At 48.0% G+C, this 18,010-nt stretch carries 17 protein-coding genes; 12 read left to right on the top strand and 5 right to left on the bottom strand.

The annotated features are described in order from the left end of the window. Entirely contained in the window at positions 1-939 is a 939-nt protein-coding gene (gene ispH, locus NGM44_RS07770) for a 4-hydroxy-3-methylbut-2-enyl diphosphate reductase (RefSeq protein ID WP_253223127.1), read from the bottom strand. A 111-nt stretch (positions 940-1,050) separates the two neighbouring features. Between ispH and gmk the strand changes: the two genes are divergently transcribed. The 8 genes from gmk (at position 1,051) to NGM44_RS07730 (ending at position 9,201) form a co-directional block, all read left to right on the top strand. Further along, positions 1,051-1,665 carry a guanylate kinase gene (gene gmk, locus NGM44_RS07765; protein WP_253223126.1) on the top strand — a complete coding sequence of 205 codons (615 nt, stop codon included), beginning with the start codon at positions 1,051-1,053 and terminating at the stop codon, positions 1,663-1,665. Positions 1,666-1,793: 128 nt separating this feature from the next. Further along, the gene (gene rpoZ / locus NGM44_RS07760) at positions 1,794-2,063 is read left to right on the top strand and encodes a DNA-directed RNA polymerase subunit omega (RefSeq protein WP_253223125.1); all 270 of its coding nucleotides are present in this window, start codon (positions 1,794-1,796) and stop codon (positions 2,061-2,063) included. Positions 2,064-2,325: 262 nt separating this feature from the next. Continuing rightward, complete coding sequence (locus NGM44_RS07755; protein ID WP_253223124.1) at positions 2,326-4,524, top strand: bifunctional (p)ppGpp synthetase/guanosine-3',5'-bis(diphosphate) 3'-pyrophosphohydrolase; 2,199 nt, start codon at positions 2,326-2,328, stop codon at positions 4,522-4,524. 92 nt (positions 4,525-4,616) lie between these two features. After that, positions 4,617-4,793 carry a hypothetical protein gene (locus NGM44_RS07750; RefSeq protein WP_253223123.1) on the top strand — a complete coding sequence of 59 codons (177 nt, stop codon included), beginning with the start codon at positions 4,617-4,619 and terminating at the stop codon, positions 4,791-4,793. Positions 4,794-4,837: 44 nt separating this feature from the next. Beyond that, positions 4,838-5,218 carry a RidA family protein gene (locus tag NGM44_RS07745; RefSeq protein WP_253223122.1) on the top strand — a complete coding sequence of 127 codons (381 nt, stop codon included), beginning with the start codon at positions 4,838-4,840 and terminating at the stop codon, positions 5,216-5,218. A 128-nt stretch (positions 5,219-5,346) separates the two neighbouring features. Next, positions 5,347-6,255: a Dyp-type peroxidase gene (locus NGM44_RS07740; protein ID WP_253223121.1), complete on the top strand. Its 909-nt coding sequence runs from the start codon at positions 5,347-5,349 to the stop codon at positions 6,253-6,255. An 18-nt stretch (positions 6,256-6,273) separates the two neighbouring features. Continuing rightward, positions 6,274-8,559, top strand: a complete 2,286-nt coding sequence (locus NGM44_RS07735) for a primosomal protein N' (protein ID WP_253223120.1) — start codon at positions 6,274-6,276, stop codon at positions 8,557-8,559. Between the two features lie 60 nt (positions 8,560-8,619). Continuing rightward, positions 8,620-9,201 carry a CatB-related O-acetyltransferase gene (locus NGM44_RS07730; RefSeq protein WP_253223119.1) on the top strand — a complete coding sequence of 194 codons (582 nt, stop codon included), beginning with the start codon at positions 8,620-8,622 and terminating at the stop codon, positions 9,199-9,201. A gap of 34 nt (positions 9,202-9,235) precedes the next feature. Here the strand turns inward: NGM44_RS07730 and NGM44_RS07725 are convergent, their stop codons facing one another. Continuing rightward, a complete protein-coding gene (locus NGM44_RS07725; protein ID WP_253223118.1) occupies positions 9,236-9,970 on the bottom strand; it encodes a TraX family protein in 735 nt (244 codons plus the stop codon). A gap of 3 nt (positions 9,971-9,973) precedes the next feature. Then, positions 9,974-10,915: a DUF2628 domain-containing protein gene (locus tag NGM44_RS07720; protein ID WP_253223117.1), complete on the bottom strand. Its 942-nt coding sequence runs from the start codon at positions 10,913-10,915 to the stop codon at positions 9,974-9,976. A gap of 182 nt (positions 10,916-11,097) precedes the next feature. Here NGM44_RS07720 and trmB point away from each other — a divergent pair, with 182 nt between their 5' ends. Beyond that, the gene (gene trmB, locus NGM44_RS07715) at positions 11,098-11,901 is read left to right on the top strand and encodes a tRNA (guanosine(46)-N7)-methyltransferase TrmB (protein ID WP_253223116.1); all 804 of its coding nucleotides are present in this window, start codon (positions 11,098-11,100) and stop codon (positions 11,899-11,901) included. Between the two features lie 16 nt (positions 11,902-11,917). On the opposite strand, the gene NGM44_RS07710 is transcribed toward trmB, so the two are convergent. Further along, entirely contained in the window at positions 11,918-12,214 is a 297-nt protein-coding gene (locus tag NGM44_RS07710) for an antibiotic biosynthesis monooxygenase (protein ID WP_253223115.1), read from the bottom strand. Between the two features lie 146 nt (positions 12,215-12,360). Here NGM44_RS07710 and thrS point away from each other — a divergent pair, with 146 nt between their 5' ends. Together thrS and infC are read left to right on the top strand one after the other, a co-directional pair. Next, positions 12,361-14,304 (top strand): threonine--tRNA ligase, encoded by a 1,944-nt coding sequence (thrS, locus tag NGM44_RS07705; protein WP_253223114.1) that lies wholly within the window; start codon positions 12,361-12,363, stop codon positions 14,302-14,304. Positions 14,305-14,523: 219 nt separating this feature from the next. After that, a complete protein-coding gene (gene infC, locus NGM44_RS07700; RefSeq protein WP_253224656.1) occupies positions 14,524-15,021 on the top strand; it encodes a translation initiation factor IF-3 in 498 nt (165 codons plus the stop codon). Positions 15,022-15,092: 71 nt separating this feature from the next. Here the strand turns inward: infC and NGM44_RS07695 are convergent, their stop codons facing one another. After that, complete coding sequence (locus tag NGM44_RS07695) at positions 15,093-15,584, bottom strand: GNAT family N-acetyltransferase (RefSeq protein WP_253223113.1); 492 nt, start codon at positions 15,582-15,584, stop codon at positions 15,093-15,095. 93 nt (positions 15,585-15,677) lie between these two features. On the opposite strand from NGM44_RS07695, the gene rnr reads away from it, so the two are divergent. Beyond that, positions 15,678-17,981: a ribonuclease R gene (gene rnr / locus NGM44_RS07690; RefSeq protein ID WP_253223112.1), complete on the top strand. Its 2,304-nt coding sequence runs from the start codon at positions 15,678-15,680 to the stop codon at positions 17,979-17,981. Positions 17,982-18,010 lie beyond the last annotated feature (29 nt).

The following is an 18,010-nucleotide window of genomic DNA, read 5'->3' as shown; positions in this document are numbered from 1 at the left end:
TTAGCCTGCCTTTGTCAATGACTTTGGCAAGCTAAATGTAACATTCTCTTCAATACCACTTAATTCTACAGGCGGCTCCGCACCCCAAGATTGTAAAGTCTCAAGCACTTCTTGGATCAGCACTTCAGGAGCAGATGCACCTGCCGTCACTCCAACATGACTGACGCCATCGAACCATGCCCTATCCATTTGTCCTGCATTATCAATCAGATACGCACGCTTACCCATACGCTCGGCCAGCTCTCTTAGGCGATTTGAGTTGCTTGAATTGGGGCTACCGACCACGAGCACCACATCGCACTCTTTTGAGAGTAGCTTAACAGCATCTTGACGATTTTGGGTGGCATAGCAGATGTCATCTTTGCGTGGGGCATTGATGCTTGGGTATTTATTTTTGAGCGCATCGATGACCACCGCAGTATCGTCCATTGACAGCGTCGTTTGGGTGACGAATGCCAAGTTTTCTTTATCCAAATCAAGCTTTGCCACATCATCAGCATCTTCGACCAGATGAATACGGCCGCCAAAGCTGGTATCAAATCGCCCCATCGTACCTTCGACTTCAGGATGTCCTGCGTGCCCGATCAAAATCGCATCCATGCCTTCTTTGGCAAATTTCCCCACTTCGATATGCACCTTGGTCACCAGTGGGCAAGTGGCATCAAACACGGTCAAATCACGGCGCGCCGCTTCATCTTCGACTGCCTTGGATACGCCATGTGCCGAAAAAATCACAATCGCCCCATCAGGCACTTCATCCAGCTCTTCGACAAACACTGCCCCACGACGCGCCAAATCTTCAACAACAAATTTATTATGCACCACTTCATGACGCACATAAATCGGCGGACTGAATCGACGCAAGGCTTCATTGACAATGGCGATGGCACGATCGACACCTGCACAAAAACCACGGGGATTGGCTAATAAAATTTTCATATTTTTCTCAATAATCTCTCATAATCAATCTGATCTATTTTAGCAAATTTCAGCCAATTTGTGCTAAAATATTGTTATTTGACAACCGAAGAAAATTACAGGAAAACCACCATGACTGGCAAATTATTCATCATCACCGCTGCATCAGGCACAGGCAAAACCAGCCTAGTCAAAGAGCTGCTTGCCAATACCGACAATCTCACCGTCAGCGTCTCGCACACCACGCGCAGCCCACGCCCAGGTGAAGAAAACGGCGTACATTATCATTTTGTTAATAAAGATGAATTTGAAACTTTGATCAGCCAATCTGCATTCTTAGAATACGCGCAAGTATTTGACAATTATTATGGCACATCCAAGCAAGCGGTGAGCGATCTGCTTACTAAAGGCATGGATGTGATTTTGGAGATCGATTGGCAAGGCGCGCTGCAAGTCAAAGAGCAATTTGGCGATGCGGTGATGATTTTTATTCTACCACCAAGCCGCGATGCCCTGCGCTCTCGTTTATCAAATCGCGGTCAAGACAGTGATGAAGTCATCGAAAAACGCTTGGCAGGCTCAATCACTGAAATGCGCCAATATGATAAATTCGATTATGTCGTCATCAATGATGATTTTGCCGATGCCTTGAGCGATTTACAAACCATCATCAAAAGCCATCGCCTAAGCCTAGCGGTACAAGCCACGCGCAATCAAGCTTTGATCGCGGATTTGTTGGCGGATTGATGGTTTTGGTCAATTGGGTAAAATCGGTAAAATTTTGGCAAATCACGCAAAAATCACTTAAAAAAGCACAAAAAGCTTGCTATAATAAGCGATTATCTGATTTTTCCCTTTTTAATTGAGAGTAAGCTATGGCACGAGTAACCATTGAAGATTGTCTTGTAAATGTTGATAATCGTTTTGAGCTGATTTTGGTGGCAAGTAAGCGTGCTCGCCAATTGGCAAACGGCAAAGTCGATCCGACCGTAACCGTCGATAACGACAAGCCAACCGTGCTTGCCCTACGCGAAATCGCCGCTGGCAATGTCAATCGCGACATCCTAGACGAGCCAGATGACGATTTGTTCGCCAAGCCACAAAATTACGAAATCACCCCAGAGTCATTGGGTAATCAGCTGTAATCAGCTCGAAGTACATTTATAAGCCATGCATTTTGATGTGTGGCTTTTTATTTTCGCGTGCTTTGATGCTGCATTTACACAACCAAAGACAAAATTCATCGTCAGATATTGACAATCGAGCCAATCGGTGTTTTATTATACATTCTGATTGTATTATTTGATGCCAATCAACTGATGGCATTTTGTAGTGTTTATAAGTCTGTAAACCAAAGCCGCACTGCGGTTATTTTTACCCACCAACCACCAAACCTTGAGAGCCATTATGTTAGACAGCTATCATCCACACGATATTCCGACACACTTAAGCCATCCGCTCGTGGACGATGCTCGTGACAGTTTGATGCGCGCTGTCGCCTATCTTAAGCCCAATGAACGCCAAGATGTGCTGCGCGCGTGTCATTTTGGCGATGTGGCGCACATCAAGGATAAACGCAAATCGGGCGAGCCTTATATCACGCACCCGATCGCGGTGGCGGAGATTTTGGCAGGGTTTCGCCTAGATCGCGACACCATCATCGCCGCCATCTTGCATGATACTGTCGAAGATACCGAAGTTACCGAAGAGCTTGTCACCGCTGAATTTGGTGAGACGGTGGCGCGTCTGGTCGATGGCGTGACTAAGCTAAAATCATCAGGCATGAGCAAGCAGCAAAGCCAAGCGGCGACTTTTCATAAGATTCTCACTGCGACACTCATCGATCCGCGTGTGCTGATCGTCAAGCTATCCGACCGCCTGCACAATATGTCCACGCTAGATGCGGTGAGTGAAGAGAAACAAAAACGCACCGCGCGTGAGACTTTGGATTTTTATGTGCCGTTCGCGCGCTTGATGGGTCTGAATAACATTGCTGATTATATTGAGCTATTGTGCTATCGCAACCTAAACCCTGTGATGTACAATAAATTTACCGACAAGCTGCTACAGCACGGACTTGGGCGTAATTTCCAAAAAACCGAAATCAGCACCTATTTGCAGCAGCTACTTGTTCATCTAAACTTACAAGGTCATGTACAAGTATTGGATAATCGCGCATCGATGTACCGTCAATTTTTCAAAAACCGCGGACAGATTAATCAGCTCATTCGTCAATACGATTTCGATGTCGTGCTTGATACCATTGAAGCGTGTGATAAGCTTGCCAGTTATCTAATCCAAAAATATCAAATCGGCGATCGCAATATCCAAGATCATATCCGCAAACCCCTAGCAGGTGGCAATCAGTCATTGACGCTGATTTATGAGCGTGATTATAATCATATTAAAGTAACCCTAATGACTCGCCGTATGCAGGATGCAGCGCGCCTAGGTATCATCAGTAATGATCATAACGACATCAGCCAGTCGGTGATCCAAGCAAGTCTTCGCAATATGCAAGATCTTGCCAATACCGAAGCCATCGACGCTGCCAGCGATGACGATGCACACATCGCCATCATCGAAGAGCTGATCAGCTATCTGCACGAGCGCAAAATCGTCTGCTACAGCCCGCAAGGTCGCGCTTATGAGTTGCCGCGCGGTTCGACAGCGCTTGACTTTGCTTATGCTGTCGGTCCTGCGATTGGTAACATCGCCACGGGTGCCGACATCAATAATGAACATGGTAAACTGGGCTTGGTGCTTGCCGATGGCGATACCGTCAGCATTGATACGGATAAGAATGCCACACCACGCGCTGAATGGCTTGGCTTTGTCGCAACCAACAAAGCACGCAGTGAGATTTTAAAATTCCTAAAACACTTGCCCGAAGATCAAAAAATCCAATACGGCAAACAAGCACTGGATCGCGCCCTACAGACTTATGGCAAATCCATCAATGATCTTAGTGATGCCGACTGGGCAGACATCCTGCAATGGCGCGGCATCAAGAGCAATGATGAGCTGTTCATGCAGATATCCACAGGGATTTTGTTGCCGCAGTTGGTCGTCTCGCGCCTATTTAGCGAAGAAGTCGATTATGCCGATGATAATGAAATCACCCAGACCAAGCATTTGCTTGCCGGTATTAAGGGCGTGGAAGTTGATTTTGCGCGCTGCTGCAATCCGATCTATGGTGATCACATCGTCGGACATCTATCGCGTCAAGGCTTGGTCGTGCACCGCCATAAGTGCTATTCGCTACAAAATGTCCGCGCCGAGAACCCATATCAGGTCATTCAGCTCAACTGGAAACCTGCCAGCGCCCTAGAAAAACAGCCTAACTCACTGCGCTTTCCTGCCATGCTGCGAATCTACGCGATGCTCAATGAAGAGCAGATCAGCCAAGTCATCTATGAGCTGCGCGCGATCAATATCGGCGTTGAGTACACTCATGTCAAGGCAGATGGTAAAGCGGATAAAAATGATAAAATCGGCACAACCACGCTGCACATCGTGGTGCGTTCGCGCTCACATCTCGCCGAAGGGATTGAGAAATTACGCCCACTGCTTGGCTATCCGAACATCATGCGCCTATACCAGTGATCACAAGTCGCCAAATCTGCACAAAAGCACTTGAAATTACGCCCTGATTTGTTTTATTATAAAGGCAAACCCCACAAGCTAAGGAGGCTGCCATGTGTTGTAAAATTGATTTAAGTAACCAAAAAGACGCTGCGCATTTTCTTGGCAAAGTAGAGCCAACACTTTTGCCAAAAACTGCAGACAATGTTGCGCCGAACATTGAATACACAGGCACGGCGGTTAGCCTGTTCGATAAGCTGCGCGCTTATTTCCAGGCCAAAAAAGCTTAAGCAGAAGCTTAAAATAGCGCGCTTGCATTACTCTAGGATTTTATATGTCAAAACAAGTCATTCACACTGACGATGCACCTGCGGCTGTCGGTACTTATTCACAAGCCATCAAAGTTGGCAACACTGTCTATATCTCAGGTCAGCTAGGTCTTGATCCTAAGACAATGGAGTTAAAAGAAGGCTTTGAAGCACAAGCGCGCCAAGCGTTTGATAACCTTGCAGCCATCGCCAAAGCCGCTGGTGGCAGCCTGAACGACACGGTGAAATTCAATGTATCATTGACCGATTTGGCAGATTTTGCTCTGCTAAATACCGTCTTTGAAGAGCAGCTATCAGCCCCTTATCCTGCGCGTGCAGCTGTGCAAGTAGCCGCTTTGCCAAAAGGTGGCGTGGTTGAGATTGAAGCGATTTTACACATCGCCTAATGCTCACCAAAGCTTAAGACATACAGCATAAGCTCTTGACTTTCAAGGGCTTTTGTTTTTGGGTATTTGTTAAAAATTTGCTATAATAGATCAGTTATTTAAGATAATTAACCCCATAAGGATACTTCATGCCAACTCCCCAATCAGCCATCATTCCTGATCATTGCCGTGCCAGCATCGTCATGGAAGCAGCCATCACCGACAGCGATCTTGGCAAACTTGCCGCCGCTTGCCGTGCTGCTTTGACAAGCTTACAAGCACTGCAGGACAAATTTCCCAATGAACAATTGGGTCTAACCATCGGCTTTGGGGTGGATCTGTGGGCGAAGATTGCCAAAGATGGCGAAGGCAGTCAGCTTAAGCCATTTCGTCCTTTGGGCGGTGGTCTTGCCCCTGCCACACAAGCCGATTTGCTATTTCACATCCAGTCTTTGCGCCCTGATGTGAACTTTAAGCTTGGCAGTGAAGTGGTCGCGGCTTTTGCAGGTCTTGCCAGTATTGAGCGTGAGACGCACGGCTTTCGCTACATCGAAGATCGCGGCCTAGAAGGCTTCGTCGATGGCACAGAAAACCCACAAGGCGAAAACATCAATTCGGTCGCCGTCATCAATGATGGCGTGGATGCAGGCGGCAGCTATGTGATGGTGCAAAAATACCGCCACGATCTGCCAAAATGGGACAAGATGAGCATCAGCGAGCAAGAAGCGTGCATCGGCCGCTCTAAGACGGACAACATCGAATTTGATAAAGCTGATCGCTTGCCTGATTCACATTTAGGCCGTACCAATTTAAAAGAAGACGGCAAAACCCTTGAAATCGTCCGCCGCAGCCTGCCTTATGGCACGGTGACAGGTGAGCACGGCCTACTGTTCATCGCTTATGCTGCGCGCCTGTGGAATATCGAAGCGCAGCTGCTATCGATGTTTGGTGAGACTGATGGTAAGACTGACTTACTGCTTAAAAATGTCACCACCGCAATGACAGGGGCGTATTATTTCGCACCATCGCTCGAGCGCTTATCGCAGCTAGATGCCTAAATCAGACGGCAATCCCCCATGACAAGCACTCATGACACGCTGATCCAAGTCGCTTTGGCGGTACCTGTGGGGGATTTTTTTGATTATTTATGTCCAAAAAATTTCGCCCTACCTGCCATCGGTAGCCGCGTCATCGCACCCTTTGGCAGACGGCAGCTAATCGGCATCGTCACTGCACACATCGCACGACAAGACAGCCAAGTGCCTGCCGATAAGCTCAAAGCCATCAGTAATATCATCGATACCGCGCCCATCATCGGCGATGATCTGATTCGCTTGGCGCAGTGGCTTGGCAAGTATTATCATCATCCATTGGGTGATGTCTATAGCGTGATGCTGCTGACACTTATCAATCAAGGCAAGCCCATCAGCACGCCATCGACAGTCTATCGGATTGACCCAAGCACACCGATCGATACGCTACTACAGCACTTGCCCAAAACTGCCAAAAAACAACGCCAACTATTAAGCGCACTTGCCCAGCATGATAACGGTATGGACTTATCCGCACTCACCGCCATCGGCGCAAGTCGGCAGACGCTCAAAGCCTTACTGGATAAGGGCTTAATCAGCCAAACCGAGCAAATCACCCCCACCACCATCCCACCAAAAGCACAGCTCAAACAGTCGCATCTGCCCGCCAATGATGAGCAGCAGCACGCCATTGATACGATTACTTCTGCTTGTGATCGCGGTCAGTATCAGGGGTTTTTGCTCGATGGTGTGACAGGCTCGGGCAAAACTGAAGTGTATCTGCAGGCGATGGCTCATGTGCTATCACAAGGCAAGCAGGTGCTGATTTTGGTGCCTGAGATTGGGCTTACCCCACAGACCAAATCACGCTTTGCTAATCGCTTCACCGCTGCCATTTGTGTGCTGCATTCTAATCTGAGTGACAGCGAACGCTTGGCAGGATGGCGTGCGTGTCAGACAGGCGCAGCGCAGATTATCATCGGCACGCGCTCAAGCGTGCTATATCCTTTTGATCATCTGGGTCTGATCATCATCGATGAAGCACACGACAGTTCATATAAACAGCAAGACCACCTGCGCTATCACGCCTGCGATGTGGCGATGGTACGCGCGATGTTTGCCAAAATCCCTGTACTGCTTGGTACAGCCACCCCAAGCCTTGAGCATCTAAAGCTGGTTAATGATGCCAAGCTTAGTTTGTTAAAACTACATAATAGAGCAGGTAATGCCAACCAAGCCAAACTACGACTGATTGATATGCGACTGGGCAGCCAAGCCATCATGCACACCGATGGCAAGCTTAGCGATACCACATTTTCGCCCGAGACAGTGCGCGCGATGCGTGATACGCTTGCCAAAGGCGAGCAGGTGCTGGTCTTTATCAATCGCCGTGGCTATGCGCCGATTCTGATCTGTGCCGCCTGCGGTCATCAAGCCGACTGCCCAAACTGTGATGCACACCTAACTGTGCATAAGAACAATCTACAGCCGATGTACAGCACCCTGCGCTGCCATCACTGCGGCTACATCACACCACTGCCAAGCCACTGCCCTGAATGTAACAGCAGCAATCTTGATAGCGTCGGTACAGGAACGACACGCCTTGTTGAGCATTTGCACGCTTTATTTGCCAATCCACAGGTCAGCAGTACCGTTTATCCTATCTTGCAAATCGATCGCGACACCATGCGCAAAAAAGGCGCATGGGACGCCCTAGGCGCGCAGATTCACACCGACCGCCCTGCGATCTTGGTCGGCACGCAGATGATCGCCAAGGGGCATCATTTCCCCAATGTCACGCTTGTAGTCATTGCCAATGCGGATTTGGGCTTTTTATCGCCCGATTTTCGCTCGCCTGAGCATACCGCACAGCAGATCATCCAAGTGGCAGGTCGTGCTGGACGCGCGCAAAAACAAGGTCAAGTATTCATTCAGACCATGCAGCCACACAATCCGCTGCTTGTACATCTGGTGCGTGATGGCTATGGCAGCTTTGCCCAAGATCTGCTTAGCGAGCGTGCCAAATTGGGACTGCCGCCCTACAGCCATGCGGTGCTGATCCGCGCCGAAAGCACGCACTATGCGCGCGCCAAAGCTGCCATTAGCGATGCCAAAGCCTGCCTGCCAAATCCGCATCCTTTTGCCATCAATGGCCCGATTGATGCGCCGATGACCAAGAAGAACAACCGCTATCAAGTGCAGATGCTCATTCTTGCCAAACACAGACCAAGCTTGCACAGTTTTTTGGATACTTGGTGGGGAGCGGTGCAGGCACTGCCTAGCACCAAGGCGGTACGGATGAGTATTGATGTCGATCCTGTGGGGTGGTGATATAGACCAAATCCATGCCCGCCTTTAATACATTTACCAATCAAATCAACAAGGAAACATATGAGCGTCGGTCAAATTCGTACAGGAAAAATCGGCAACAGCCCAATCAGCATTGGTCGCTATACCTATGGCATAGAAAATTTATCCATTCATCAATGGGATGAGGGTGCTCAACTGCAAATTGGTTCATTTTGCTCATTGGCAAAAAATATCAACATCTTTTTGGGCGGTAATCATCGTGCTGATTGGATTAGTACTTTTCCCTTTGGACATATCTATCAAGACGACCTAGGAGGGATGGATATCACAGGACATCCTACCACACGCGGTGATGTTATCGTTGGTCATGATGTGTGGATTGCAACTGGTGCAACCATCATGTCAGGCGTGCAAATTGGCGATGGAGCAATCATTGGTGCAAATGCCCACGTCATCAAAGATGTCGCCCCTTATCATATTGTCGGTGGCAATCCTGCACAAATCATCAAACCACGCTTTAGTGAGGAGATTATTGAATTATTACTACAGCTAAAATGGTGGGAATTACCCATTGATATCATCAAACAGATTGCCCCAACACTCTGCCAAAGTCCAACTGCTCATACACTCTCAGAACTACTTCGGCAATATCGTTCGGATTGACGGTTGGGTAATGCAGGCTGATCGAATGAAATCTTTAGCAACAATCAACATAAGACACAATCCATGCAATCACTGCCAAATGCACAGGATAAAAGCCATAAAACAAGTATCGACCACCAAGCCATAAGGGTATCGCTCGCCCTTGTTGCCCATTATGCAGTGCAATCAGCGCCGCAGATAGTGCCATGCCAAAATGCATCACGCCCAGTCCTGCGGTGATATTGATACCATAAATCAGTATATAGGCAATAGGCAGGCTAAGCAGATACACGATGAGCATCTGTGCTTTGTGCAGTCGCAAGCGATCAAATATCATCGCCCACAGTATCATCGCCATACCGTATTCGCTCAGATCTGCCAAGAGCATCAGTGGTAGCATAGCGAGTAGCTTGAGCCACTTGTCAAGCCGTGACTGCCATAGCATCAGTGCCAACAGTGCCGTACCAAGTGAGAACAACACATTGCCCCACATGACATCACCGATGGCATCTACCGTACCAATTTGGTACTGAAACCACATAAACACCGGCTGTGACATCACAGCAAAGCCAAATAGCCGTCCAAGATAACGCATGACATCACGACTTTTGGCAAAACCCATTGCCAAAAAATACGCCATCATCGGTGCGACCATCCGCCCGATGGTGTGCATCAGCTCGCCTGCGAGACTCTCGGTGGGGACGAATGCCCATGCCACATGGTCAATCACCATCGCCACAAGCATCATCAGCTTTAGCTGATAAGTCGTCAACGCATTTGCTTTGATCATCAACTAGCCCAAACAATGCTTTGGTGATTGTTTCTTGGATAAAGACGACTGGCATCGCCACAGCACAGTGCCGTCACTAGTTTTGTCGTGATAAATCGTCAGCGTCCGCCCATTTAGATAGCGAATCGGATAATACGCCCCTGTAATCCTTGCCACCACCGCACAGTCAGTGCGTATGCCAGCTGGTGCCTTAGTGATGTGAATCTCGGCTCGATGCGTGCTACTTGTGACTTGACGGTCGGTCGGACATTGCCCTGTGCTTGCCATCACCACATCGACCTGTTTGGCGATGGCGCTGGCTTCGGTATAGACTTCATGCAGGACTTGTTGCTCTTGGTGCTTGGCATACATCGGCACAAACACCGTCGCAATCACCGACAACAAAATCCCAAAAATCACAAACGCCACCGACAAGCCCACCAAGCTCACTCCGCCTTCGTACTGTAGATGCGCCCGCTGTGCTTCGTCATCATCAGGGTACAGCTCTAGCGCATCAGCGATCTCACGCCGAGCCATGCGATAATAATACGCATCCGCCCATCTCGCCACCATGCCTGCCCAAAATAGCCATACCAAGAGCCCAATCCCCACACGAGCCATCACCTGCCAAGCATCAGGCAAATGCCCAATCAGCACAAACTCACTCACCGCCAAGATGATGGCAATATTCACCTTGATAAATGACCAACCAGCGACACAATACACCACACAGTCCAAGTAGCGTTTGCGATACAAAAGCCAGCCAAAAGTCATAAAAAACGCCGCCCAATGCCAACGCGCGTGTAGCTTGCCTGCCCGATCAAATTCATCAAATCGCTTCAAATAATACGCCTGCGAGCGATGACCGATAAACCACTGATCAAGCTTGCGACGCTTGGCAGCATTGATGGTCGCCTGATAAAATGGCGGTGGCGTGGTATCTTCTAAAAACGGTAAACGAAACATAACTTGGCTTAACTTAATTTGGCTTGGATTGGATTGGCAAATTTGGCAAAAATAAAGATCAGAACAGACGCACGCAAAACAGCAAAAGCCGATTGCATCGCAGACAAGTTTGTCCGCTTGTTCAAAATCACAAAACACATTATAATGACGGCTATTTTTAAGCTAACATTTTACGCCCTTTTATGACAAATTCAACCACCCAAGCAGACAGCCCTGTCATCGATACCGACGAAATCAGCACACGACTTGCCAAGCTTGCACAGACACCTGAGCAGTTTCGCAAAATCAATACCTTTATGAAACGCCGTACCCACATGAGCCAGCAGGTCGAGCAAGTGCTGGTGGGTGGCAGTCTTGGGCATATTTATGTCAATAGCACAGGCGAGCTTGGTAAGCTTGGCGATGTCAGCCACATCACTGATTTGCGTGCGTTATTCGCCGATACGCCAAATGGCAGTGATGCGCCGCTTACCCTTGAGATCGGCTTTGGGATGGGTGACAGCCTGCTTGAGATGGCAAAAAACGCCCCACAGACCAACTTCATCGGCATCGAAGTGCATGAGCCGGGTATCGGTCGCTTAGCACTACTGGCAGATGAGATGGGTCTCACCAACCTTAAAGTTATCAACGGTGATGCCATCGCCCTACTGGATAATCTGCCTGATAATCATCTGGATACCGTGCAATTATATTTCCCTGATCCATGGCAAAAAAAGCGTCATTATAAACGCCGCTTCGTCACCCATGACCGCATGGACAAAGTCGTACGCGTACTGAATACAGGTGGCAAATTCCATGCAGCGACCGATTGGGAGCATTATGCCTTTTGGATGCTAGAAGTTCTTGACACCATGCCAACCTTGACCAATCCGCATGGCGTGGGGAATTTTGCACCTCGTCCTGACGATCGCCCATTGACCAAATTTGAACAGCGTGGCATCACCCATGGTCATGGCGTGTGGGATTTGATTTATATCAAGGCATAAACCAACAAGCGGTGGCTTAGAGCGTCACCGCCGTCTCAAAATACTCAACCGCTGGAAACGGCTCATAAAAATGATGCAGCAATGCTCGCCATTGCTCGTATTCAGCAGATTTTCTAAACCTATCTTGATGCGATGCGATATCCCGCCACACCACATGGAGCAAATAACGCCCCATGCCATCATGGTGACGGTATAAATTCAGACTGATAAATCCCGACATCTGACTGATGATGCGTTTGGCTTTATCAAAGGCTGCTTCAAATTCTGTTGCCTGACCCGTCTTGATGGTCAAATACGCAAATTCGTTAATCATAACGCAACAAATCCCAGCTTGGTGATTTTTGCTTATTGTAGCAAAATTTGCTAAAATGGTCGGATTATTTTCTTTTTCCCAATCGGTAGCGGTTATATGTTTGAAAGTAGCAAACATCACTACCAACGCCAACACTAGGAGTTATTATGGTTGCAATCACCTTACCAGATGGCAGTGTTCGTCAATTTGACGGCCAAACCACCGTCATGCAAATCGCCCAAGATATCGGTCCAGGACTTGCCAAAGCCACCATCGCAGGTCGTGTCGATGGCAAATTGGTAGATGCTTGCGACCCAATTACCGCTGATGCCAGCGTATCAATCATCACCGCCAAAGATCAAGAAGGCGTTGAGATTATCCGCCACTCATGTGCTCACTTGCTTGGCCATGCGGTCAAACAGCTATACCCTGATGTCAAAATGGTCATCGGCCCTGTCATCGAAGACGGCTTTTATTATGACATCTACAGCCCACGCCCATTCACCCCCGAAGACATGAAAGCCATCGAAGAGCGTATGAAACAGCTCATCGACCAAGACTATGATGTCATCAAAAAAATGACTCCACGAGATGAAGTCATCGAAATCTTTAAATCTCGTGGCGAAGATTATAAACTACGCCTAATCGATGATATGCCTGATGAAACAGCGATGGGTCTGTATTATCATCAAGAATACATCGATATGTGCCGCGGCCCACACGTGCCAAATACTCGCTTCCTAAAAGCGTTCCAACTGACCAAAATGAGCGGTGCTTACTGGCGTGGCGATGCCAAAAACGAACAGCTACAGCGTATTTATGGCACTGCTTGGGCGGACAAAAAAGAGCTCAAAGCCTACATTCAGCGTATCGAAGAAGCCGAAAAGCGTGACCATCGCAAGATCGGTAAAGCGCTAGGTTTGTTCCATCTACAAGAGCAAGCCCCTGGCATGGTATTTTGGCATCCAAATGGCTGGACGATTTATCAAGTGCTTGAGCAGTATATGCGTAAAGTACAGCAGGACAATGGCTATCTTGAAATCAAAACCCCACAAATCGTCGATCGTAGCCTATGGGAAAAATCAGGTCACTGGGAAAACTATGCCGAAAATATGTTTACCACCAGTTCTGAAAACCGTGATTATGCCATCAAGCCGATGAACTGCCCTTGCCATGTGCAGGTGTTCAATCAAGGGCTAAAATCATACCGTGATTTGCCACTACGCCTAGCAGAATTTGGCTCATGCCATCGCAACGAGCCATCAGGTGCACTACATGGCATCATGCGTGTGCGTGGCTTTACCCAAGACGATGCGCATATTTTCTGTACACACGCCCAAATCCGTGACGAAGCCCAAGCCTTTATTAAGCTGACTTTGGATGTTTATAAAGATTTTGGCTTTAGCGACATCGTGATGAAGCTATCAACCCGTCCAGAAAAGCGTGTCGGCGCTGATCATCTGTGGGATGATGCCGAAAAAGCTTTGGCAGATGCACTAGATACCGCAGGTCTTGCTTGGGAACTACAAGAAGGTGAAGGTGCGTTTTATGGTCCGAAGATTGAATTTAGCCTAAAAGACTGCCTAGGCCGTATGTGGCAATGTGGTACGCTACAACTAGATTTCAACTTGCCAGAACGCCTAGATGCTGACTTTATCAACGAAAACGGTGACAAAGAGCGTCCTGTGATGCTACACCGTGCGATTCTAGGTTCGTTTGAACGCTTTATCGGTATCTTGATCGAAGAATACGCAGGTCTGATGCCGCCTTGGCTTGCACCTACTCAAGCAGTGGTGATGAACATCACCGACAAGCAAGCCGATGCCTGTGATGCTGTCGTCGCCAAGCTAAAAGCCGCTGGCCTGCGTGCGGTGAGCGATTTGCGTAACGAAAAAATCGGCTTTAAGATTCGTGAACGCACCCTTGAGCGTATTCCGTTTATGCTGGTGCTTGGCGATAAAGAAGTCGAAGAAGGTACAGTCAATGTGCGTACTCGTGAAGGTGCAAACCTAGGCAGCATGCCAGTGGATGCCTTTATCACACTACTGAATGACGCCGTCGCCCAAAAAGGCAATTATGTGGCAAAGACTGCTGAAAAAGCTGAAAAATAAGCCTTGATGAAATTTGCCCAATACCCCAAATATTGGGCAAATTTTTTTAAAAGTACATAAAACCATTTGACAAAAATTTAGCAAATGGTTAATAATAGACACTTTAATGCCAAAGTATTGGCAGACAGGTCAATGAGTGATTGCCAAGAGAGCATCAGCGATTGACAAAAGAGCAATTAGATTGGAGTAAGACCCATTAAACCGTCAAACCGTTTAAATATTAACGAAGAAATCCGTGCCAAAGAAGTCCGCCTAGTCAAAGAAGATGGCGAACAGCTTGGCGTGGTAGATATCCAAACCGCACTAAAAACCGCCGCTGATGATGGCCTAGACTTGGTAGAAATCGTGCCTGATGCCAAGCCACCTGTGTGCAAAGTGATGGATTATAAGCGCTATTTGTACGAACAAAAACAAAAAGCCAAAGAAGCCAAAAAGAACCAAAAACAAACCCAAGTGCGTGAAATCAAACTACGCCCAGGTACCGAAGAAGCCGACTATCAAGTCAAACTTCGTAAAATCGTTGAGTTTATCGAAGATAAAGACAAGGTGAAAGTCAGTATCCGTTTCCGCGGTCGTGAGATGGCTCACCAAGAAATCGGCAAAACACAGCTTGAACGCATCATCGCCGATACTGCCGAGATTGCAAGCGTTGAGCAAGCGCCGAAGGTCGAAGGTCGCCAAATGGGTATGCTACTTGGCCCTGCCAAGAAAAAATAAGCACGGCATATCCAGCCTGATTTCCCATTCATCAGCACCGTGAATGCCGTGAGCATTTTCGGTGTTGTGCTTTATGATTGCCACTGCATGATCATCGCATCCACTGCACCTGCAGGCAGCTGGTAGTAGCCTTTACGCACATCAATGGTCACAAATCCCATTTTTTGATACAAGCTAATCGCAGGCTGATTATCCGAGCGGACTTCTAGTAATAGATGATCGCTTTGTACCGCCCGCATCTTATCCATCAGTGATGTGATCAGTGCCTGTGCCACACCTTGGCGGGCATGGCTTGGATTGGTGGCGATGCGATGGATTTCGGCAGTCTCAAAGACGATTTGATACAGACAATAACCCTTGATGATCGGCACATCACCATCATGAAGACCATCAAAGTCATCCACCGCCAATAATAGCCCAGTACCATACTGCTCAAGCATCGACGCAATCGCCGCCACTTCCCAATGATCATCAGCCAAGCACAGACACTCAAGCATCGCCACCTGTTCTAGCACGCCTGTTTTTAACTCTGCTTGCAACTGATCAAATTCAACAATCAACATATTTCCCCAGTTTTTATCATTTTACTTGCGTTATGATACACTGCTTTATGATACAATATTGACAAACACGAAAGATAGTAATTTAGGTAAGTTATGACCAACAAAACAAAAAAAACCAAATGGAATGACCCAAATGCAGCGGTCGAAGCAACAAAATACCAAAACCCAATTCCGTCACGCCTGCTGATTCTGCAGACAGTGGCAGACATCACCAACCAAGGCAATCCTGCCACCCAAGAATCGCTTGCCATGCATTTTGGTATCTTGGATGATGAAGATAAATTTTTTGCCCTGACCAATCGCCTAAAGGCCATGCTCAGAGATTCTCAGCTTGAGCGTAGCGATGGCATTCATTTTAGTGTCGCTCCCTTGCCGACCATCTTGACTGGTACAGTATCCGCCAACCCAAAAGGCTTTGGCTTTGTGGTGTTGCCTGATATGCCTGACTTGTTTTTGCACGAAAAACAAATGCGATTGGTCTTTGATGGCGATACAGTCGAAGTGGTCGCCAGTGAATACCGTGGCAAAGCAGAAGCACGCATCACCACAGTGACACACCGCCATCAACTAGAGTTCATTGGCAAGCTTGCTTATGACGGCGAAGGCTTTTTTGTGCAGTTATCTGGTGCTAACGCCCATCAGCCCATCACCGTCAGCGATGACAATGTGATGGCGATGAATGCTGGTATCGGTGATGATGTCAAAGTTGCTATCATCGATTTGCCGACTTATCAAGAGTTCGCCACCGGCAAAATCACCGAACTACTGAGCAACCTGAATGATCGCGAATTAATCATCGAGACCACGCTGTATAATTATGGCATTCCGCATGAATTTAGCAAAGAGACGCTCAAACAGGCGGCAAGCTTCGATGAGCCATCTGACAAGGACTTTGCTGGCCGTGTCGATTTGCGTCATCTGCCACTGGTGACCATCGATGGTGAAGATTCTCGTGACTTTGACGATGCTGTCTATGCCGAAAAGCGTGCCGGTGGCAACTTCCGTGTCGTCGTCGCCATTGCTGATGTCAGCCATTATGTCACACCACGATCGGCACTCGATATCGATGCTTATGAGCGTGGTACTTCGGTATATTTCCCACATCGAGTCATTCCGATGCTACCAGAAGCCCTATCCAACGGCTTGTGTTCATTGAACCCAAAGGTTGACCGTCTGTGCATGGTCGCTGATATCAAGGTCTCTCGTGGCGGCAAGGTGACTGGCTACGAGTTCTACCCTGCGGTGATGCACTCACAGGCACGCTTGACTTATAATCAAGTCAATGCCTATTTTAATGACCCAACCAACGAAACCCTACCTGATGATTTGGTGCGTAATGGCGATGTGCTCAAATCGATTGACACACTGCATCAGCTGTACCAAATCCTAGATGCCCGCCGTGAAGAGCGCGGTGCGATGGCGTTTGAGACCGCTGAGACTTATATCAAATTTGGTAAAGATGGCGATATCGTCGATATCGTCGCTCGCACTCGTAGTGATGCGCATAAGCTCATCGAAGAGATGATGCTACTTGCCAATACCTGTGCGGCAAACTTTGCGCTCAAGCACGAATTGCCTGTGCTGTATCGCAACCACGATAAGCCCAATGACGAAAAATCCGCTCGCCTGCACGAGTATGTCAAAAGCTTTGGCCTATCATTCCCAAGCGAGTCGCCAACGCATGAAGATTATCAGCGTATCATCAAAGCCACTGCCGATCGCCCTGATGCGGTGAGCATTCACAGTATGCTACTTCGCTCGATGATGCAGGCGAATTATAGCCCTGATAATATTGGGCATTTTGGTTTGGCATATGATGAATATAGCCACTTCACCAGTCCAATCCGTCGCTATCCAGATTTGATGCTGCATCGTGCTATCAAGGACAAGGTCACTGCCCAACAACCTGCCGATACACTATACGGCTCGCTCGATGAAGCTGGCGAGCAAACCAGTCTCACCGAACGCCGTGCCGAAGAAGCCTCTCGTGATGTCGAAACCTGGCTAAAATGCCACTATATGCAGCGTCATATCGGTGATGAATTTACCGCAACTGTCGCCACGGTGACAAGCTTTGGGCTGTTTGTAACTCTCAATGAGCTGTTTATCGAAGGCTTGATTCACATCTCAGGGCTTGGCAATGAATACTTTGATTATGATGAGCGAGAACAAAAGCTCATCGGCGATAAAGGCTCAAAATTCGGACTGGGTGACAGCCTACTGATCCAAGTGGCAGGTGTGAATATGGATTTATTGCAAATTGACTTTAAGCTGGTCGAACAGCTGAGCCAATTGGGCAGTGATGGGGTTGCCAAAGTCATCGACAAACCCAAATCAACAGGCAAAGCAGGTAAATCAGGCAACTCGGGCAAAACCAAAAGCCGCCGCAAATCATAAATCGGCACAACACAAAGATTCATAAGGAC

Source organism: Moraxella sp. FZFQ2102 (assembly GCF_024137865.1).
Taxonomy (GTDB): domain Bacteria; phylum Pseudomonadota; class Gammaproteobacteria; order Pseudomonadales; family Moraxellaceae; genus Moraxella.
The sequence above is the reverse complement of the archived record's forward strand: the minus strand, read 5'-3'. Positions and strand labels throughout refer to the sequence as shown.

Coding starts and splice junctions, on each gene's coding strand:
- NGM44_RS07735 (WP_253223120.1), top strand. CDS start 6,274: ATGACAAGCACTCATGACACGCTGATCCAAGTCGCTTTGGCGGTACCT.
- thrS (WP_253223114.1), top strand. CDS start 12,361: ATGGTTGCAATCACCTTACCAGATGGCAGTGTTCGTCAATTTGACGGC.
- ispH (WP_253223127.1), bottom strand. CDS start 939: ATGAAAATTTTATTAGCCAATCCCCGTGGTTTTTGTGCAGGTGTCGAT.
- NGM44_RS07710 (WP_253223115.1), bottom strand. CDS start 12,214: ATGATTAACGAATTTGCGTATTTGACCATCAAGACGGGTCAGGCAACA.
- NGM44_RS07745 (WP_253223122.1), top strand. CDS start 4,838: ATGTCAAAACAAGTCATTCACACTGACGATGCACCTGCGGCTGTCGGT.
- NGM44_RS07695 (WP_253223113.1), bottom strand. CDS start 15,584: ATGTTGATTGTTGAATTTGATCAGTTGCAAGCAGAGTTAAAAACAGGC.
- rnr (WP_253223112.1), top strand. CDS start 15,678: ATGACCAACAAAACAAAAAAAACCAAATGGAATGACCCAAATGCAGCG.
- gmk (WP_253223126.1), top strand. CDS start 1,051: ATGACTGGCAAATTATTCATCATCACCGCTGCATCAGGCACAGGCAAA.
- NGM44_RS07730 (WP_253223119.1), top strand. CDS start 8,620: ATGAGCGTCGGTCAAATTCGTACAGGAAAAATCGGCAACAGCCCAATC.
- NGM44_RS07720 (WP_253223117.1), bottom strand. CDS start 10,915: ATGTTTCGTTTACCGTTTTTAGAAGATACCACGCCACCGCCATTTTAT.
- rpoZ (WP_253223125.1), top strand. CDS start 1,794: ATGGCACGAGTAACCATTGAAGATTGTCTTGTAAATGTTGATAATCGT.
- trmB (WP_253223116.1), top strand. CDS start 11,098: ATGACAAATTCAACCACCCAAGCAGACAGCCCTGTCATCGATACCGAC.
- NGM44_RS07755 (WP_253223124.1), top strand. CDS start 2,326: ATGTTAGACAGCTATCATCCACACGATATTCCGACACACTTAAGCCAT.
- NGM44_RS07725 (WP_253223118.1), bottom strand. CDS start 9,970: ATGATCAAAGCAAATGCGTTGACGACTTATCAGCTAAAGCTGATGATG.
- NGM44_RS07750 (WP_253223123.1), top strand. CDS start 4,617: ATGTGTTGTAAAATTGATTTAAGTAACCAAAAAGACGCTGCGCATTTT.
- NGM44_RS07740 (WP_253223121.1), top strand. CDS start 5,347: ATGCCAACTCCCCAATCAGCCATCATTCCTGATCATTGCCGTGCCAGC.